This window comes from Flavobacterium sp. LC2016-23 (assembly GCF_009674775.1).
Lineage (GTDB): Bacteria > Bacteroidota > Bacteroidia > Flavobacteriales > Flavobacteriaceae > Flavobacterium.
In genome coordinates, this window is sequence record NZ_WKKE01000014.1 from 12,466 (window position 1) to 30,485 (window position 18,020).

General features: G+C 36.7%; 9 protein-coding genes. All 9 read right to left on the minus strand.

The window, feature by feature from the left end; genetic code table 11:
• Positions 1–19: 19 nt before the first annotated feature.
• Entirely contained in the window at positions 20–1,579 is a 1,560-nt protein-coding gene (locus GJU43_RS13055) for a glycoside hydrolase family 32 protein (protein ID WP_154341194.1), read from the minus strand.
• Between the two features lie 21 nt (positions 1,580–1,600).
• Positions 1,601–2,998 carry a DUF4960 domain-containing protein gene (locus tag GJU43_RS13060; protein WP_154341195.1) on the minus strand — a complete coding sequence of 466 codons (1,398 nt, stop codon included), beginning with the start codon at positions 2,996–2,998 and terminating at the stop codon, positions 1,601–1,603.
• Positions 2,999–3,018: 20 nt separating this feature from the next.
• Positions 3,019–4,710, minus strand: coding sequence for a RagB/SusD family nutrient uptake outer membrane protein (locus GJU43_RS13065; protein ID WP_154341196.1), 1,692 nt, complete (start codon positions 4,708–4,710; stop codon positions 3,019–3,021).
• Between the two features lie 21 nt (positions 4,711–4,731).
• Entirely contained in the window at positions 4,732–7,836 is a 3,105-nt protein-coding gene (locus GJU43_RS13070) for a TonB-dependent receptor (protein ID WP_154341197.1), read from the minus strand.
• A gap of 18 nt (positions 7,837–7,854) precedes the next feature.
• Positions 7,855–9,462, minus strand: a complete 1,608-nt coding sequence (locus GJU43_RS13075) for a glycoside hydrolase family 32 protein (protein ID WP_154341198.1) — start codon at positions 9,460–9,462, stop codon at positions 7,855–7,857.
• Complete coding sequence (locus tag GJU43_RS13080; RefSeq protein WP_154341199.1) at positions 9,425–10,783, minus strand: sugar porter family MFS transporter; 1,359 nt, start codon at positions 10,781–10,783, stop codon at positions 9,425–9,427. Before GJU43_RS13080 ends, GJU43_RS13075 begins: the two co-directional genes overlap by 38 nt.
• 230 nt (positions 10,784–11,013) lie before the next feature.
• On the minus strand, positions 11,014–13,752 hold the full coding sequence (locus GJU43_RS13085; protein WP_154341200.1) for a substrate-binding domain-containing protein: 2,739 nt from the start codon (positions 13,750–13,752) through the stop codon (positions 11,014–11,016).
• A 461-nt stretch (positions 13,753–14,213) separates the two neighbouring features.
• The gene (locus GJU43_RS13090) at positions 14,214–16,142 is read right to left on the minus strand and encodes a glycoside hydrolase family 97 protein (RefSeq protein ID WP_154341201.1); all 1,929 of its coding nucleotides are present in this window, start codon (positions 16,140–16,142) and stop codon (positions 14,214–14,216) included.
• Between the two features lie 53 nt (positions 16,143–16,195).
• Positions 16,196–17,842 (minus strand): alpha-L-fucosidase, encoded by a 1,647-nt coding sequence (locus GJU43_RS13095; RefSeq protein WP_154341202.1) that lies wholly within the window; start codon positions 17,840–17,842, stop codon positions 16,196–16,198.
• Positions 17,843–18,020 lie beyond the last annotated feature (178 nt).

Here is an 18,020-nt window from a genome sequence, read left to right on the forward strand (position 1 = left end):
AAAATATTTTATATTAATGTTATTCTGGTCTTGTAATCTGAAGATTAGAAAAAGTACTGTTTTGTCCTTCCGCAATTAATCCCCATTTGTTTTGGTCTCTACCGTAAATACGATTTGTTAAAGCTGCTTTTCCGTTAATGTAAAGTACTACAACACTTCCTTCGGCAATTATTTCAATATTATATTTAACATTGACCTGAAATTGAAAGGGCATTCCGGTAGTTTCCTGCGAAGCCGAATTGTATCCTATTATTTTGCCTTTAGCTACATCCAAAGCTATTTTATAATAACTGCCCGAATCATTGGTATGAAAAACAATTCCTGAAGTACCCGAATTATTTGCCAGGGTAACTTCTGCTTTTATTTTGGCTTTTTTACCGATAGCTTTAAAAGTTACCATTGCTTTTTCTGTTGTGCCTGACAAAGCATAACTTCCATTATTTGTTGTCACACTTCCCAGAGTCGCATCAACTTCTGCACTGCTGTTTTTCTTAGAAAATAAATCCAAAACAGCTTTTGGCGATTGCATTCCTAAAGTACCATCCGTATTTTGTATCAATTCATGAATGACCATATTTCCCGCCCAATCTTTATTTCCTAAATCATTTTCGGGTGTTTTTCTGGCATTCCATCCAAAAACATATCTTTTGTTTCCGTCAGAAGCGGTCTTACCGGCATAAAAATATTCTCCGTCAATCTTATCCTTTTCAGGTTTGATCCATGGCCCGTTAATAGAACTTGCCATTCTGTAATGCGTGCCTTTATCTGCACTCCAGTTTTCAGAAAAAAACAAATACCAATAATTACCCATTTTAAAGATATCGGCACATTCCATCATCAGATAATTCTCCTCTGGTGTTGTCGTGTAAATTGGAGCCTGAACATCCCATTTTCCGGATGCCGGATCAGCAGTTGTAAAATGCAGTAAAACTGCTTTTCTGCCGGGCTCTGTCTGTGTACTAACCAACATCGAGTACTTTTTTAGCTCATCATTATAAAACACATGCGGATCCCTGAAATCATAATTATAATATCCTGCCGGTGCTGTAATTTTAAAAGCAGGCAGTTTCGTCCAGTTTTTCAAATCAGAACTTGTAGCACACAAAACACTTTCTCTTGCATTGGATTGCACAAAAGCCGGAGTTTCATTATGTCCTGTGTAATAAAAGTAATAAATAGTACCCACTTTAACTACTGATCCTGTGCCAATAGCAAAATCAGGATCATTCGTTTTTCCGTATGGAATCATTTGCCCTTCGTAGGTAAAATGAGCCAAATCTGTACTTAAATATTCATGAATATCATGAAATCCTTTTCCTGCAGGTTTATGTTGCGCATCATGAAGGAAATAAATATGGAATTTTCCGTTGTCGAAAAAAGGCATAATATCTCCTGTGTAACCCGCACTGTAATACGGATCACCTGCCCCCATCCACTGAGCGGGCGGAACGGGGAAAATGCTTGTTATCTCAGAATTGCCTCCTGAAACAGAGCCTCCAATATACTTATCGTCCTGACTGCAGGAAACAAGTGAAAAGAAAACGCAGGCTATTGTTACTATATTGTTTCTATATTTCATTTTTGTTGATTTCAAAATAGATTAATTTTTAGCCAGATAGTTGATGCTATTTTGTGTTAAAAGCCTGATATTGCCGATAAATTCATTTGCCTGACTTGGAACACCGCTGCTGTTGGTTTCATTATACCAGTCATAAGCTCCCATAGAAATCACAATCACATTTTTATTAGTTCCGGTATTTGGGAACTCCGCAATGGTCACTCTTCCATCAAGATTATTATCCCAGGCTTCGCTCGCTAAGTTGGTTCCGCCTGTTTGGTTTCTCCAGCCTTCTCCATTCACATATCCGCCCCATTCCGGTACGAACCACCATGCCGTGTGATTTAGCCTGAAAGTACCGCTTTGCAATAAATTTGCTTTTCCGCTTTCATAGGTTGTCAATCCCTCGAAAATTGGGTGATTCTCGTGACCTTTAAAAGACATTCCCCAGGAATTTCCATCAACAAATCCATTTGGTGGAAAATCTCCAAAAACGTTATTCGGTCCTTTTCCTGAAGGAACAATTCCTAAAGCATCTGTATATTGTGAAGCAAAAGAGGTTAAAAGTAAATTTCCTCCGTTAGCTCTGAAATTCTTTAAAGCAGCAGTAACGGCAGGTTTGTAAGCAATTGCCGGTAAATTAGCTGCAGCGTCAAAATGCCACCAGATGACATCGACATCGCTTAAATCTGAACCGTTTTCAATACTAGTAAATGAAATATATTTTGCTCCGCTAAAAGTGGAAAAGAACCAGTCGGCGGCAGTAATTTCATCCAGATTGGTAATTTCGGCTCTTGTTGCGGCAGTTCCTAAAAAAGCAACCACCAAACCTGTTACCGGAACCCCAACATTCGCAGTGTAATTTACACTTTTCCCATTAGAGGTTATTACAAAAGTCACTGCGTTTGTAAAATCAATTGTCGCACCGGAAGCAGGCGAAATCGAAACACCTTTCGTTACTTCGATAACTGGTTTTAAAGCGGTTAAATTAGTACCTTCAGGCAAGGTCATGGTAATGGTTTTATTAGCATCATTTACGGTTGCTGCCACTCCATTAATGGTAAAACTCTTAATAGGACTCAAAACTATTGTTGTAACAGTATAGTCTTTGTACAAATTACCATTTGTAACCCGAAACTTTACGGGATTTGAATAATCAGCCGGAACTGTCAGATCTAAATTTGATTTTGCGCCTTGTTCCAGTACCATTTCGGGTTTTACTGCTGTGATGTCAGATCCGTAAGGCATCGTGATATTAATTTTTCCTGTTTTCTGATCAATTTGCCCCGCTACTCCGTTTATTTTAAAAGAAGTTACATTAGACGGTGAATTGACATCAAAACCACCACTTTCAAAACTGTTTTCGCAGGCAGTAACCATAAAAAATACTGCCAGTATCAAAGACACTCTGGTCCAGTTTTTATATATAAATTTTCTCATGTTGCTGTTCTTAAAATAGATTAATAACCCGGATTTTGTTTGTATAATCCCTGACTGAAATTAATTTGTTTCAGTGGAATTGGACAATATTCTTCTTTATGCGCATCAAAAAAGGCATCCTGGTAATAGGTGCGTTTTGTTTTTTCTTCTGCATAAAAGTCATTCATTACCTGATCTGTAACACCCCAGCGAACAAGGTCAAAAAAGCGGTTTCCTTCCATAGCCAATTCTAAACGACGTTCGAAACGCATTGCTTTACGGGCAAAATCCTGTGTCCAGTTACAATTAACCCCATCTTCGTAAGTATTTATTTTAAAATTGTTTACATACGGAAGTCTTCCTGTGCTTTGAGCTGCTCTTTCTCTAATCTGATTGATTAATGGCAAAGCTTCAGCTTGTCTTCCTAATTCAATCAAAGCTTCGGCACGCATTAAAATCACATCGGCATAACGTATTTGAATTCTGTTTTTTGAATTTCCGTAAAACGGATCAATATTCACCACACAGCTGCAGTTTGGCGCCACATTTTCTTTTAATGAAGCAAAATAACCGTAAGTTCCCGGAGATCTGACCCAGGCCTCCACATATAGAAATTCAGGATCATATTTGTAAGGCAGTCCCGGCATCGCAACGGTGTGATACAATCTTGGATCAACTGTATTGGCGTCTATATTTTTATAATCAAAATCCTCGTTATTATAAGTGTCAAATTCCGGTAAACCATTTGTGCCTGTTTTAAAAGCATTTACTAAATTTTGGCTAGGTTTATGAAAATCGCAGCATCCTAATCCCTGAGGTGTTGAAAGAACGTCTGAAAAATTCAATCTTCCGTATAAAGTTCCATCGTTGTCTGAAAACTGAATCGAGAAAATCGATTCGGGTCCGTTTTCAAAAGTCCCCGGTAAAAAGTTGTTGGCAAAATCAGGCTCCAAACTTGCTTTCCCGATTACTTTGTCTGTCGCTGCAATTACTTCCTGTAAATGCTGCTGATTGATTCCTGTAACTTTATAAGTTTCATCCTGCGTATAAGCCTGGTACAAACGGGTTTTTGCCAGATACGCATAGGCTGCCTTTTTAGTCGCACGGCCAACTTGTGGCTGAGCTTCGGGCAAACCATCGGCGGCAGCCTGGAAATCTTCAGCAATTTTATTCCAAAGTTCTTCGTTTGAAAGTGCTTTATTGGAGATCGTTTTATACGCTTCTACCGGAATGTCTTCTGTGATATAAGGAACATTTCTGAACATAATTTTCAGCATAAAGTAAAAATGTCCTCTCAAAAAACGCATCTCGGCCATACGTGTTTTCTTTAGCGGATAATCGGCTTCTGAAATTTTCTCTAAGGCTTTCAAGGCTTTATTCGCTCTGGAAACGCCCACATAGCTGATGTACCAAAAGGAATCTAATTCGCCAAAATCGGGTCTGATATTATTCGAAACTTCAAAAAAGTGAAAGTCCTGAATATCATTCGTTCCGCTGCCTCCTTTGTAGGCATCATCAGAACGTACATTTCCAAATGGCCACAAGCTATAAGGTGAATCATAATGATCATTGCCCAACTGAGCATAAGCGGCATTCATAAATCCTTCTATTGATTGCGGTGTAATAATATCTTCTTCAGACAACACGCCACGAGGATCATTTTCCAGAAAATCAGAACAGGAAGCAAATATTCCCATCACTAAAAATGCTGTTATATATAGTATCTTTTTCATGTTTTTTGATTTAAGCTTTTATTATAAAGTAAAATTAAGACCAACCGTGAAAGTCGTTGGCTGCGGATATCCAAAACCTGCATTCTCAGGATCTACACCTGTAAAACTTTTAGCATCAATGATTAATAAGTTTTGTCCGCTGATGTATAATCTAAAGCTTTCAAGATTGATTTTTTTTAATAAATCTTTTGGCAGACTGTATCCAAATTGCAAAACACGCAGTTTAAGATAATTACCGTTTTCTACATAATACGTGGAAAATCTTGATTCTGCATTTCTATCTACTGTTGTTAAGGCAGGAATCGTAGAATTCGGATTATCCAAAGACCAGGCATTTAATAAACGGGTTCCTTTGTTTGAACCTACGTCGTCAACGCTCCAGAAATCAGTTTGATATTTGGTATTATTAATGACATCAACATCACTTGCTCCTTCCCAGAAAGTGGTAAAATCCCAATTTTTATAACCCAGGCCTAAATTAAATCCGTACGCCAGTCCGGGATTTGGATTGCCAATCCAGGTACGATCTTTATCTGTAATGGTTCCATCACCATTTAAATCTTTATAACGAATTCGGCCAAGGCCTTTTCCTTCCTGAATAGCGGAGTTGTTTACTTCGTCCTGACTTTTGAACAATCCGTCCGTAACATAACCGTACATAGAGTTAATTGGACGTCCCAGAATATTATCATTTAGTCCGTCTCCTCCATAATTGTTTTTTACCTCATCCGGTAATTGTGTAATCTTGTTTTTGTTAGCCGAAATATTTCCGGAGATGTCATATTTCAGTCCAAATGAGGTTTCATCGTGGTATCCTAAAGAAAATTCCCATCCTTTATTTTCCATTGAAGCTCCGTTTACCCAGCGATTTCCACCTTCTCCAATTACTCCCAAATAAGGTGGTAAAACCAGGATATCTTCTGTTTTTTTGACGTAATAATCAACAGAACCGCTTAATTTTTGTTTGAATAATCCGAAATCCAGACCAATGTTGGTCTGTGTAGTGGTTTCCCATTTCAAATCATCATTTCCGGATTGGGTTGCGATGAAACCTGATGGAAGTAATCCGTTTCCGTTTCCTGCAATATCATAAGCAGTTCCGTAAGAGGTTGCCCAGGTTGGGCTTCCTCCTGCATAACTCGCCAAATACAAACTGTAAACAGCTGTATTGCTAATTTCCTGATTTCCGGTTTGTCCCCATCCTGCCCTTAATTTTAAATCAGTAAAGACAGGTGCATTATCTTTAATGAAATTTTCATTAGAAATTCTCCATCCTGCTGAAACTGCCGGAAAGGTTCCGAATTGATTGTTTTTACCAAAACGAGAAGAACCATCGCGGCGAATGGTAGCCGAAACTAAATAACGGTTATCGAATTCATAATCCGCTTTTCCAAAATAAGACAGCAGTGAATATACTGTTGAAGTGCCACTTGTAAACGATTCTCCTGTTCCTGCATCAGGATACATATAGTCAGGCGTTTCGATCAAAAAGTCATTTTTACGCAATGTTGTGGTCTCAAAAGTATCTTTATACATCTCGGTTCCCGCCATTAAATTCAAATTGCTTTTTCCGAAATTCAAACTATAAATAGCCGTATTGGTCCAGGTCCATTTATCACTTACGGACTGATCTATTGTAACCGATGTCTGATCGTTTTGCAAATAACCGGACTGGTAACTTCTTTGCAGCGTACGCTTTTTATAAAACCCGTAATCGATACCAAAACTGCTTTTGATATGAAGGTTTTTGATAAGCTCTAAATCGGCATACATATTTCCGAAAAGACGTAAATAATTATACTTATTGTCTTTGTTATATTCTAAAAGGCGTACCGGATTTTGTCTGTCATTCATTCCGCCAACTGGTCCTCCCCATCCTTTTCCGTCAACCGTATGTACCGGAATAATTGGCAACGCACGGAGTGCCGGATCTAAAACTCCCGGATCTGTCACTTCATTGGTGCGATTGAAACTGAAGTTTTCCCCAATAACCAATTTACCGTCAAAATACTTATAAGAACTATTCATACGGGCAGAAATTCTTTCGAAATCGGTTGTTTTTACAACTCCCTCATTTCCATAATATCCCAAAGAAAAAACGTAGCTTCCTTTGTCTGATGCATTAGAAACTGATAAATCATACGACTTTGCGATTCCGGTTTGCGAAATTGCGTCGTACCAATCGGTATTCGATGCTTTCAAAGTCTGAGCAGCATCTAAATATTCAGGAACCAAAACTTTGTTTAATTGTGGTTTGTTATTAGCAACAGACCAGTCAAACTGGTAACGCAAATTATTGTTATTCGGGTTTAATCCGTCGTTGATATTGGCCTGCCATAAAGCCTGCCCAAACTGATTGGCATTTAAGACCTCAAGCTTTCTTGAATAATCAGAAAAAGACGTGTAAGTGCTAAAATTGATTCTCATTTTACCTTCTTTTCCTTTTTTGGTCGTAATGATGATTACTCCGTTTGAAGCACGGGAACCGTAAATACTCGCCGAAGAAGCATCTTTTAAAACCTGAATGGTTTCAATATCATTCGGGTTCAATTCATGCATTCCTGATTTAGTCGGCATTCCGTCAATCACATAAAGAGGGTCAGTGTTGTTTAAGGTTCCTACACCGCGAATGACCACTTTAGTATTAGAACCGCTTGGAGATCCGTCAGAAGATACTTTTACTCCCGCTACCCTTCCCTGCAGCGCTTTAATTGGGTTAGGTTCCGGCTGTTTCATGACTTCCTTCATGTTTACAACAGCAACCGCTCCCGTAATATCAGTTTTCTTCTGTTTGGAGTATCCCGTTACGACAACTTCGTTAAGTTGGTTGTTGTCTACTTTTAAAGTTACACTTACTGTTTTTTGCCCTTTAACTGGAATTGATTGCGGCGTGTATCCGATAAAAGAAATAACAATTACAGCATCTGAACTTATAGTCCCGAACGAAAAATTTCCGTCAAAATCTGTTACGGTACTGGTATTTGTACCCGAAATGAGTACAGTGGCTCCCGGAAGCGGCATTCCGTCATCTGACGAAATTACTGTTCCTTTAATCCCGCTTTCCTGCGCTGTCAGCATCAGCACTGGAAAGAAGAAAAACAGAAAATAAATAATTTTACTTTTCATGAGGTTAGTGGTTTTTAGTTAGTTTATATTTAATTGGTTAATTACGAGGTTGCTCAGTTCAACTCCTTCGTTTGAAGAAACTGACAGAGACGTAAATGGCTGGTTTGTGAAAAAGATTTCGGTTATTACTTTTTCGCCATTATTGTAAAATAGTTCAATAGAGGTTTTGTCTAAAATGATTTTAAAAACACCTTCTTTTTGATTTCCTTCTAAAGCCGCTTTGGTAATTGTGGAAGCGAATTTTTCTGAGAAATCGTTTTTTCCTGCCTTCGAACGATCCAGAAATAAATAATGATCTGAATTATTTAATCCGAAAGTCAAAGATTCTCCAATTGCATTTGAAAGCGTAAAAGTATATGTATCCTGTTTTAAGTTTTTTAAATTAAAATTGACAATTGCCTGAGTCAAATCGATTTTTCCTGCTTCAAGAATTGAGAGTTTTCCTCTTCCTTTTAAGCTCTTTTCTTTAATTGTCTTAGAAACGTATTTGTTAATTTCTTTCACAGGATTACTGATGAGACTATAATCATTACCTTTTTTAATCAACTGAATTTCGCGGGCAATTGTCGTGCTGCTTCTCCATGCAAATGTTGGAACATCCTGTGCGTACTCCCAGTTTGACATCCATCCGATAAATAATCGTCGACCGTCGGCACCCGGAACATTATTCCAGGTTACACCGGCATAATTGTCTTTTCCGTAATCAATCCAAACGCCTTTTTCCTGTTCTGCTCTTTTAGCAAAATTGGAATCCAATGTAAAAGTCGTTCCATCAAAATCTCCAATAAAATATTGCGTTCCGGAACCTCCGTTTGCGCCGCCGGGATTTAAACTCTGAATTAAAACCCATTTGGTTTCATTGGTTCCTTTAACTTTTATCGGAAAGAAATCCGGACATTCCCAAACACCTCCGTGAGCTCCGATATTTTTTCCGAAATCAGAAAGATATTCCCAGTTTTTAAGATCTTTAGATTTGTAAAACTGAGACCGGTCCTGAGCTGCTAAAACCAATATCCATTGTTTATGCGTTTCATCCCAGGTCGCTTTTGGATCACGAAAATCACGAATTCCGGGGTTTTTTACGACAGGATTTCCTTCCTTAAATTTCTGCCATGTAAAACCATTGTCGTTGGAATAGGCAATATCCTGCTGCTCCACATCGATTTTGTTTTCTTTTTCTTTTGTCATATCATGCAGCGTATAAATCGCTACAATTGGGGCCGTTTTCCCGGTACCTAAACCTGACGTATTGTTTATATCAACCACAGCGCTTCCTGAAAAAATATATTTGTCTTTGTCCGGATAAATCGCAATAGGCTGCTCTTCCCATTTCACTAAATCTTTACTGGTTGCATGTCCCCAATGCATGGGTCCCCATTTATTTCCGTCAGGATAATACTGATAGAACAAATGATAATAGCCATCAGCATAGAACATTCCGTTTGGATCATTCATCCATCCTTTTTTGGGCGTAAAATGAAAATTAGGACGGTACATTTGTTCTTCTGCAGAAGTTGAAACTGCTACTTCTGTTTTTTGGGCAACAACCGAATAGGGTTTACAGCCTCCTATTAAGAGTACCACTGCACTATAAAATGCCAGCGGCAGATGTTTCTTTGATTTCATTTTTTTTGATATTTTTTTTGGTTAGATTTTCGCTTAATACCTCTAAAGAGATGCCCTTAGTTTCCGGCATTATAAAAATGACAAACAGTAACTGCAATACCATCATTAATGTGAAAATTAAGAACACGACTTCAGGGCCTATTTCTGAAAACAACATTGGAATTAAAGAAGGAATAATTGCTGCTAAAACCCAGTGTACTGAACTTCCAAAAGCCTGTCCCGATGCACGAATGTGATTTGGGAAAATTTCTGAAATAAAAACCCAGATCACTGCTCCCTGGCCAATGGCGTGAGAAGCGATAAATAAGAAAAGGAAAATGGGTACTGATAATCCTCCCCAATTGAAATAAAAGGCAGCCGAGACTAATCCTAAGGAAATAATATATCCCACAGAACCAATGTACATTAATAACTTTCTTCCTAATTTGTCAATTAATGCTACGCCGATTAAAGTGAATATAAGATTCGTAATTCCGATTCCGATGCTGCTTAATAAAGCCGTATTTTGTCCTAAACCTGCTTCTTCAAAAATTCTTGGCGCGTAATATAAAAAGGCATTGATCCCTGAAAACTGATTAAAAAAGGCAATTAAAAACGCGAGCATTAAAGGGAAACGGTATTTTTTCATGAAGATATTTTCATGTTTGGTAACACCATTTTCCCTGGAATCATCCATGATGTCTTTAAGATTTGCAGCCGGGTCAATTTTATACAATACTTTTCGCGCTTCCTCATCCCGGTTTTTAGATAATAACCATCTTGGGCTTTCTGGTATTGTAAGTATAAAAAGAAGGTAAATAAAAGAAGGGATAGCCTGCACTCCTATCATCCAGCGCCAGGCATTTTCTCCAATATCTTTTAAAAAGTAGTTGGATATAAAGGCAATCAGAATTCCAAGTACAATATTAAATTGGTACAGGGCTACTAATCTTCCGCGTTTATCAGCCGGAGCAATTTCAGAAACATAGGCCGGAGCGGCAATAGTAGAAGCACCAACTCCTAACCCTCCAATAAATCTGAAAGCAGCAAATACAAACGGATCATTTGCAAAAGCAGCACCTACAGCTGAAATGAAATACAGGATACCAATCCAGAATAGTGTTTTTTTACGACCTATTTTATTCGTTGGAATTCCTCCAAAAATAGCACCTACAACGGTTCCCCAAAGTGCCATTGCCATAACAACAGACCCATGAAAAGCATCAGATGAATGCCAAAGAAGCTGTAATTGTTTATCAGCTCCAGAAATAACTACGGTATCAAAACCGAATAGAAAACCTGCCAGTGCAGCAGTAACAGACCAAATCAATATCTTGTTCATTGTAGATGTATTAAAAACTTATCGCTAAGATATCCGCAAAAAAAACAACTTATTTTTAATGATGTTACAATTTAATTCTATAAATACTGATAGTTTGACATTTAAACAAAAACACCCTTATTTACAAGGCTTTACGTAATTTAAAATTTATTTACGAAAACCATGTAGTTTCGATTTTGTTACATTAGGTTCAAAATTGATACGTAATTCGTATCAATTTTGAACTTATATTAAGTAGAGGATTTGTATTCCTTTGGTGAAATTCCAAATTTATTCTTAAAAGCTGTAGAAAAATAGTTTGGAGAAGAGAATCCCAGTGAGTATGCAATTTCAGAAATATTCATGTCATTGGACTTCAAAAGCTCTGCCGCTTTCTCTAATTTTACATTATTAATATGATCGCTGATATTAATTCCGATAATAGCTTTTACTTTTCGATACAGCTGAACGCGGGAAACCCCAAGCTTATCCGCTAAATCTTCAACAGAAAATTTAGGGTTTTCAACATTTCTTTTAATAATATCATTCATTTTAGTAATAAAAGACTGTTCCTGATTGCCAAATTTAGACTCAGGTTCAATGCGATAAATATTATTGGTGTAATAATAACGAAGTTTCTCCCTGTTGAAAAGCAAACCCGAAATAGATTGTTTTAGAATAGAAAGACTAAACGGCTTTGTAAGATATTGGTCTACTCCGCTTTGCAGCCCTTTCAAAACAGATTCCTTATCGCTCTGTGCTGTTAAAATAATAATTGGAATATGCGACGAACGCAAATCCCTTTTCAGTTCTTTGCTAATTTCGTAACCGTCTTTGTCTACCAGATTAATATCACAAATGATAATGTCCGGAACAATTTCCATGGCTTTTTCAATAGCGTCACTTCCGTCGGAAGTATAAACTGCATATTCATTCGATAATTTAGCTTTTAAAAATGCAACCAAATCTATATTGTCTTCTATAACTAAAAGCGTATGTTTTTCTGATTCAGCAACTACATTTACTTCGTTTAATTCCGTTTCACTATCTAAATTATCTGCTATTAAATTTGGCATAATCACAAGATTATCCACCTTATTAATCATTTCGGAAGACTGTAAATGACTCACTCCTTTTAGTAGAATAATTACAAATTCGCTTCCTTGTTTTGATTTTAATTCGATTGTTCCGTGGTGCAAAAGCACAAATTCTTTGGAGAGATGAAGTCCAATTCCTGAACTGTTTTTATTATTATTTGAAGCTCTGAAAAAAGGCTTAAAAACATTCGACAATTCATTTTCGGGTATCCCGATTCCGGAATCTTTAAAACTAATTTTAACGGTGTTGTCCTGATTTTCGATAACTGAAATAGTGATTTTTCCGTTATCGGGCGTAAATTTAAAAGCATTAGAAAGCAAATTGAAATACACTTTATCCATCAGACCCCGATCGATAAACAATTCCAGATTTTTGTTTTTGCAAATAAGCTGAAAATCAATATTTCTGCGGGCAGCTTCGCCTTTGAAATTCGTCATTACTTCGTTTGTAAAATCATAAATCTTGGTATTTGAAGCTCTCAAAGTGAATTTTTGCTCTTCAATTTTTCTAAAATCCAACAGCTGGTTGATTAACCTAAGCAATCTGTTCGAATTTTTATGAATCAGTTTCACTTCGTCAACCAGCGTGGTTCCTTTAATCTTTTCATTTTCAATTAAGGATTCCACATAACTCATAATCAAAGTTATGGGTGTTTTAAACTCATGTGAAAGTCCTGTAAAAAAATTCAATTTTGCTTCATTGCTTTTTTCTGCAATTTTTGCCATTTCCTGAATTTCATTATTCTGATCAATTACCGTCTGATTAATTCTTTCGAGTTGTTTTTTCTTTCTTGAAATAGAAATTGTCGAATAAATACTGTAAATCGTTAAACTCAGAATGATTACCAGAAAAAAGCTCAGTAATCTCACCAGATTGTTCTGCGAGGCATATTCTCTTTCCTGTACTTTTATCGCTCCCTGCTGTGTCTCAATAACGGCTTGCTGCTGATCGACTTTATCCATTTGGTTTTCGATAATTTCAGCATTATTCTTATCAATAACAATTGTATTTAGGATATTGTTTTTAGAAATCGGTTCTTTGTTATACATTTTAAGAGCCAATTTTAATGCTTCGTTACCTCCCGTCGGATATAAAATGGTTCCGTCTAAAACACCGCTTTTTACCAATTCTATTCCGCCACTAACCGTATTGAGTCCGTCAACTCCTATAAATTTAATTTTCTTTTCTATCCCTAAAGTTTTAGCCGTTTCCCAAGCACTTAAAGCCATGCGGTCATTATGGGCAAAAATATATTCGACATTTGGATTTCGCAAAAGAACTGTTTTTAGCGGTTCTTTAACCGATTCTCCTTCCCAGTCACCCTGTATGGTATTTTCGATTTTAAAACGCTTATTTTCAGTAATTATCTGGCTAAATCCCAGACTGCGCTCGTAGGCAGGTGATGAGCCATTTGCTCCGGTAATTTCGATAATTTTGCCTGAACCTTTACTGTGTGAAATAATATACCGGGCAGCAATTCTCCCAATTTCAATATTATCAGCTCCAAGATAAGCGGTATAGTTTTCACCTTCAATTTTCCTGTCTACAACAAGAACCGGAATTCCGGCTTTTATCGATTTTTCGACAACTGCCGTTAAGGGTTTTGATTGAATTGGAGATACAACAATAACATCCACTTTATTGGAAATGAATCTTTCAATATCTTCAATCTGTTTATTGATATTGTTATTGGCATCGCTAATTTTTAAATCGACCTCAGGTCGCAAGGAAGCTTCAATTTTGATAGCGCTGTTCATTTGCTTACGCCAATCGTCCGTAGTCATGGCCTGAGAAAACCCGACTTTTATTTTGTCTCCCTGTTTTTGTTTACAGGATATTAAACTTAAAGATGCCAAAAAAAGCATCAAAATATATTTTACAAATTGATACATGAAATTTTGAGTTTTGTAAATAAAAAAATAAGCACTTAAAATGCATTCTTTCATCAAGCTTGTCTAAATAATTAGGAAGGATTATTTTTTAGCGACAAGAAAGAAAGTGTATAGTTAAAAAAGTAAAATTAAACTTTTATTTAATTGTCGCAAGTTAGTAATACAATATTTAAAGATGCACAGAAACTATTCTTAATTTTGAGCCTAAAATAAAAGCAGATTGATCAATAAAAGAGTTACTTGACAACCGAAAAACTTCCTGACTTAACTAACTTTCTGTGTACTTAAAGCCATCAGAATTGCGTGCTTTGCGGTTAAACTCCAAAGTATAGTAAATAAAAAATCCCAAACTCCCGATTAAGATTTGGAATTTGGGATTTGGGATTTATAAAATTGAAAGTGTTACGAAACGTTAATTTGATCCGGATGTTTTACTACTATTCCCTTTTCTGTCTAACGGATTATTTTATTTTATCTAAAACAGCTACAAATCCTCCTCTTGGCAGACATCCGATATTCAAAATATCTCCTTTTTTTACTTTTAGTACTTCAATAGAAAATGACTTATCATTTTCACCGTCCTTAATAAGCTTTACGTTAAAATTACCCTTTTCCAGAAAACTGAAGTTAATTTTTAATGTTTGTCCTGTATCCTTCCCATTCAGTCCGCCTAAATACCATTGATTTCCTTTTTTTCGGGCAATAATAACTTTCTCTCCCGGGTAACCGTCCAGAAGTTTTGTATTGTCCCAACATACGGGAACATTTTTCAGGAATTCTTTTGGTTCCGCTGGCAAATTATAGTAAGCTTCGGGCTTATCGGCAAAATGCTGAAAACCGGACTCAAAAACTACTGACAAAGCCAATTCATGTCCATAAGAGGTAATATGAGGATGCTGCGAATCTGAAAAAGTCACAGGAGTATAATCCATTGAACCAATTACATTGCGGGTAAAAGGCAAAGTAGTATTGTGCTCAGCGGCTTTGGAAGTAAGAACAGGTTTGTTGTTATACCATTCAGCTCCATAAACTGCTTCAGTGGTCATTAAGTTTGGATATGTTCTGGCCCATCCTCGCGGAACAGTTGCTCCGTGAAAATTTACCATTATTTGATACTTTGCCGCATCTTTCAGAATGTCTAAATAATATTTCATCATATCTTGCTGGTCTCCGGCAAAAAAATCAACTTTAATACCATATACTCCGATTTTTTTAAGCCAGGCCAATTCTTTATCTCTTTTTTCAGCTGTTAACAAACGGTCATTCGGAGTTGGTTCAAGCCATGCCGTACCCGAATTATACCACATCAAAGGTTTAATACCTTTACTTTTAGCATAATTTACGGCAGCTATTATATCTCCACCATTGGTCATAACATCCCATTCCCAGTCAATGAGTACATAAGGCCATTTCATTTCTACAGCCAAATCAGTATACGCAACAACTTTTTGATAATCCTTGGAACCCCTGTTATAAGCCCAGTAAATCCAGGAAACTGCACCCGGTTTTATCCAGCTTGTTTTTTTTAATGTATTGGGTTCACTAACATCAGTAATCAAAGTAGATTCAACTATATCAGACAGTTCACCAATTATCAGAGTATGCCATTGCGAATTCCAGGGCAACATTGTTTTAACTCCTGTTTGCCTGAAATTATCTCTGGGAGAAGCATAACATACTTTGTATGCATTGGGATTTTTAAGATTACTTAATTTCGCAGCACAATTATTTTCTGTAATATTTGCTTCAGAAATTAATACCCAGACAGGGTTATTATTTACTTTGAACAATGCCGGAAATCCCCATTCCTGCTTGTTGTCCGCGCTCTTGCCTGTATCAGAAAAAGGGAAAAAATCTTCATAAGAGTCCGTGTAGGACTGCAACCAGCGATTTGTTCCAGAGGGAATGGTATAAGTTGTCGTTTCATCAATAATATCAACTAATGCATCCGACTTATCTGTAAATTCATAACGAAATGCTACACCATCATTATAAACTCTAAAAACAATATTTAAGGGTTCTCTATTTGAATTTACATATTTGAAGACTTTTTCAGTTCCTGCATTATCACACCATTTTTGTTTACCGGAAATCATTTCATAGTTCTGGTTTACCTCTTTGGGCTCCGATTCACTAATAAATTGCAAATTATCAGTGAATTTCTGGTCACTGCGCTCAATACCCAATGGTGAGTCTGGAATTACCTCAACATATTCGGATTTATTTTTATACATAATCTTAAAACTCACCTGAGCAAAAGAATTTTGGTCTGATGCTTTTTTTGAGTTAATGATTAATTTAATTTTTTTATTTGGCGAAACAATTTCCTGAGCGTTTATTGTAAAAGAAATTGAAATAAAAAGAGAGAGTAACGGATAAATGTATTTCATTGTTATTTATTTGGTATGTGGCATTTGAGAAACTAATCTGAAATCAAATTTCACTATGATATAATTTCCAGTGCATTTGCATAAGAAGTTGCCGGTTTTTGATTTGGAAAATAGACTTCAAGAGCACCTGAATGCTGTTTAAATGTCAATTTTTGACCTGTACTAACAAGTTTAATTTCTTTTATTTTAGTGGTATGATACGGTGATTCTTTTCCTAAACTTTTAATAATGACGGTACCACTTTCGGGCCAAGCCATTACTGTTGCGTAAAGTATCTTATCTTTTTGTACAAAACGAATATCTTCTGAAGTATAAGGCTTTCCTTTTCCTTCGTTAAAACCCTGGGCGGTCAATGCTCCGGCACTCTCTTGCTGCGGACCTTCTCCAAATATTTTCCATGGCCGTGTACCATAAATACTTTTGCTGTTTAGTTTCATCCAAACCCCAACTTCAGTAACGATTTCACGTTCTAATTCATCAATACTTCCATCTCCTCTTACAGGAATATTTAACATTAAATTCCCGTTCTTGCTTACCACATCAATTAAGGTATGAATAACTGTTTTAGCCGTTTTATAACGTTTGTTGTTATAAACATCTCTGTTGTAATGCCATTCGCCAATACAGGTATCTGTTTGACAGGGCAAAGGTTCTATACTGTTACTATGTCCTTTTTCAATATCCCAAACGATAGCTTTGCGTTGTTGCTCATCCAAAATTTTACCGGTAACAACGGTTTGAACGGTTTTGTTTTTTTCAATACTTTTATTGTATAAATGTGCCGCAATGCGCAAACCGGCATCACTAACAGGCCAGAGCGGTAAGGCCGTATCATCAAAATAAACCAAATCAGGATTGTATTTATCTATTAAATCAATAGTTCGGTCATGAAATTTTTCCATGTAGGCTTCTGATGGTTTTGCCACTCCATTTCCCCAATTCCATTGACTATGAATAGTTCCGTTATCCAAACTATTTTCACTCAATGGATGATTTTGAGCATATAATTCCTGAGGATCTAACCCTTCCCACCAGGTTCCTTTTCCATCTTCTTTGGTTAATTTACCATCATAAGAAACTCCCGCTAACGCCCCTTTTTTGTCTGAACGTTGTGAAGTTTCAAGCCAGCTCCAGGTATGGGCTGCATGAACACTAACGGCAAAGTGAAGTCCTGCTTTACGGGCTGCTTTTTCCCAACCGGCTATAATATCTTTTTTAGGCCCCATTTGGGTTGAATTCCAATTTGGCTGGTATTTACTGTCGTAAAGATCTAAATTGTCATGATGATTGGCCATCGCCATAAAATATTTGGCCCCGGAATCTTTGTATAAATTTACCAATTCTTCGGGATTCCAATTATCAGCTTTCCAAACATTAATTACATCTTTAAAACCAAACTTAGAAGGATGTCCATACTTTTTTAAATGTATCTTATACTGCCAGGAGTCTTCTTCATACATTCCACGGGCATACCAATCTCCGGCTTCCGGTTCACATTGAGGGCCCCAGTGTGCCCACATTCCAAATTTAGCATCGCGAAACCAATCCGGAACCTGATATTTGCTTAAAGAATCCCAGGTAGGTTCAAAAACACCTTTGAAAGCGGGAGCGTTAAGGATATAGGAATGTCCCAATAAAGGAGATAAATAGAGTCCTGCGAGGGCTGACATACCTAGTTTTAAAGCATTTCTTCTTTTCATAATTTGAATACTAATTTATACATTTCCGATTTTATTCGTTTATTTAAAAGTGCTATTTTATATTAAATTAAGTCCAGGCTTTTATATGACAGTTATTTATAGCTAAATTTGATTATAGGTTTTTAATGGACTATTTTAATAAGCATAAACAAATGTAGAATATACACGTGTAGAATTA

Coding starts and splice junctions, on each gene's coding strand:
- GJU43_RS13055 (WP_154341194.1), bottom strand. CDS start 1,579: ATGAAATATAGAAACAATATAGTAACAATAGCCTGCGTTTTCTTTTCA.
- GJU43_RS13060 (WP_154341195.1), bottom strand. CDS start 2,998: ATGAGAAAATTTATATATAAAAACTGGACCAGAGTGTCTTTGATACTG.
- GJU43_RS13065 (WP_154341196.1), bottom strand. CDS start 4,710: ATGAAAAAGATACTATATATAACAGCATTTTTAGTGATGGGAATATTT.
- GJU43_RS13070 (WP_154341197.1), bottom strand. CDS start 7,836: ATGAAAAGTAAAATTATTTATTTTCTGTTTTTCTTCTTTCCAGTGCTG.
- GJU43_RS13075 (WP_154341198.1), bottom strand. CDS start 9,462: ATGAAATCAAAGAAACATCTGCCGCTGGCATTTTATAGTGCAGTGGTA.
- GJU43_RS13080 (WP_154341199.1), bottom strand. CDS start 10,783: ATGAACAAGATATTGATTTGGTCTGTTACTGCTGCACTGGCAGGTTTT.
- GJU43_RS13085 (WP_154341200.1), bottom strand. CDS start 13,752: ATGTATCAATTTGTAAAATATATTTTGATGCTTTTTTTGGCATCTTTA.
- GJU43_RS13090 (WP_154341201.1), bottom strand. CDS start 16,142: ATGAAATACATTTATCCGTTACTCTCTCTTTTTATTTCAATTTCTTTT.
- GJU43_RS13095 (WP_154341202.1), bottom strand. CDS start 17,842: ATGAAAAGAAGAAATGCTTTAAAACTAGGTATGTCAGCCCTCGCAGGA.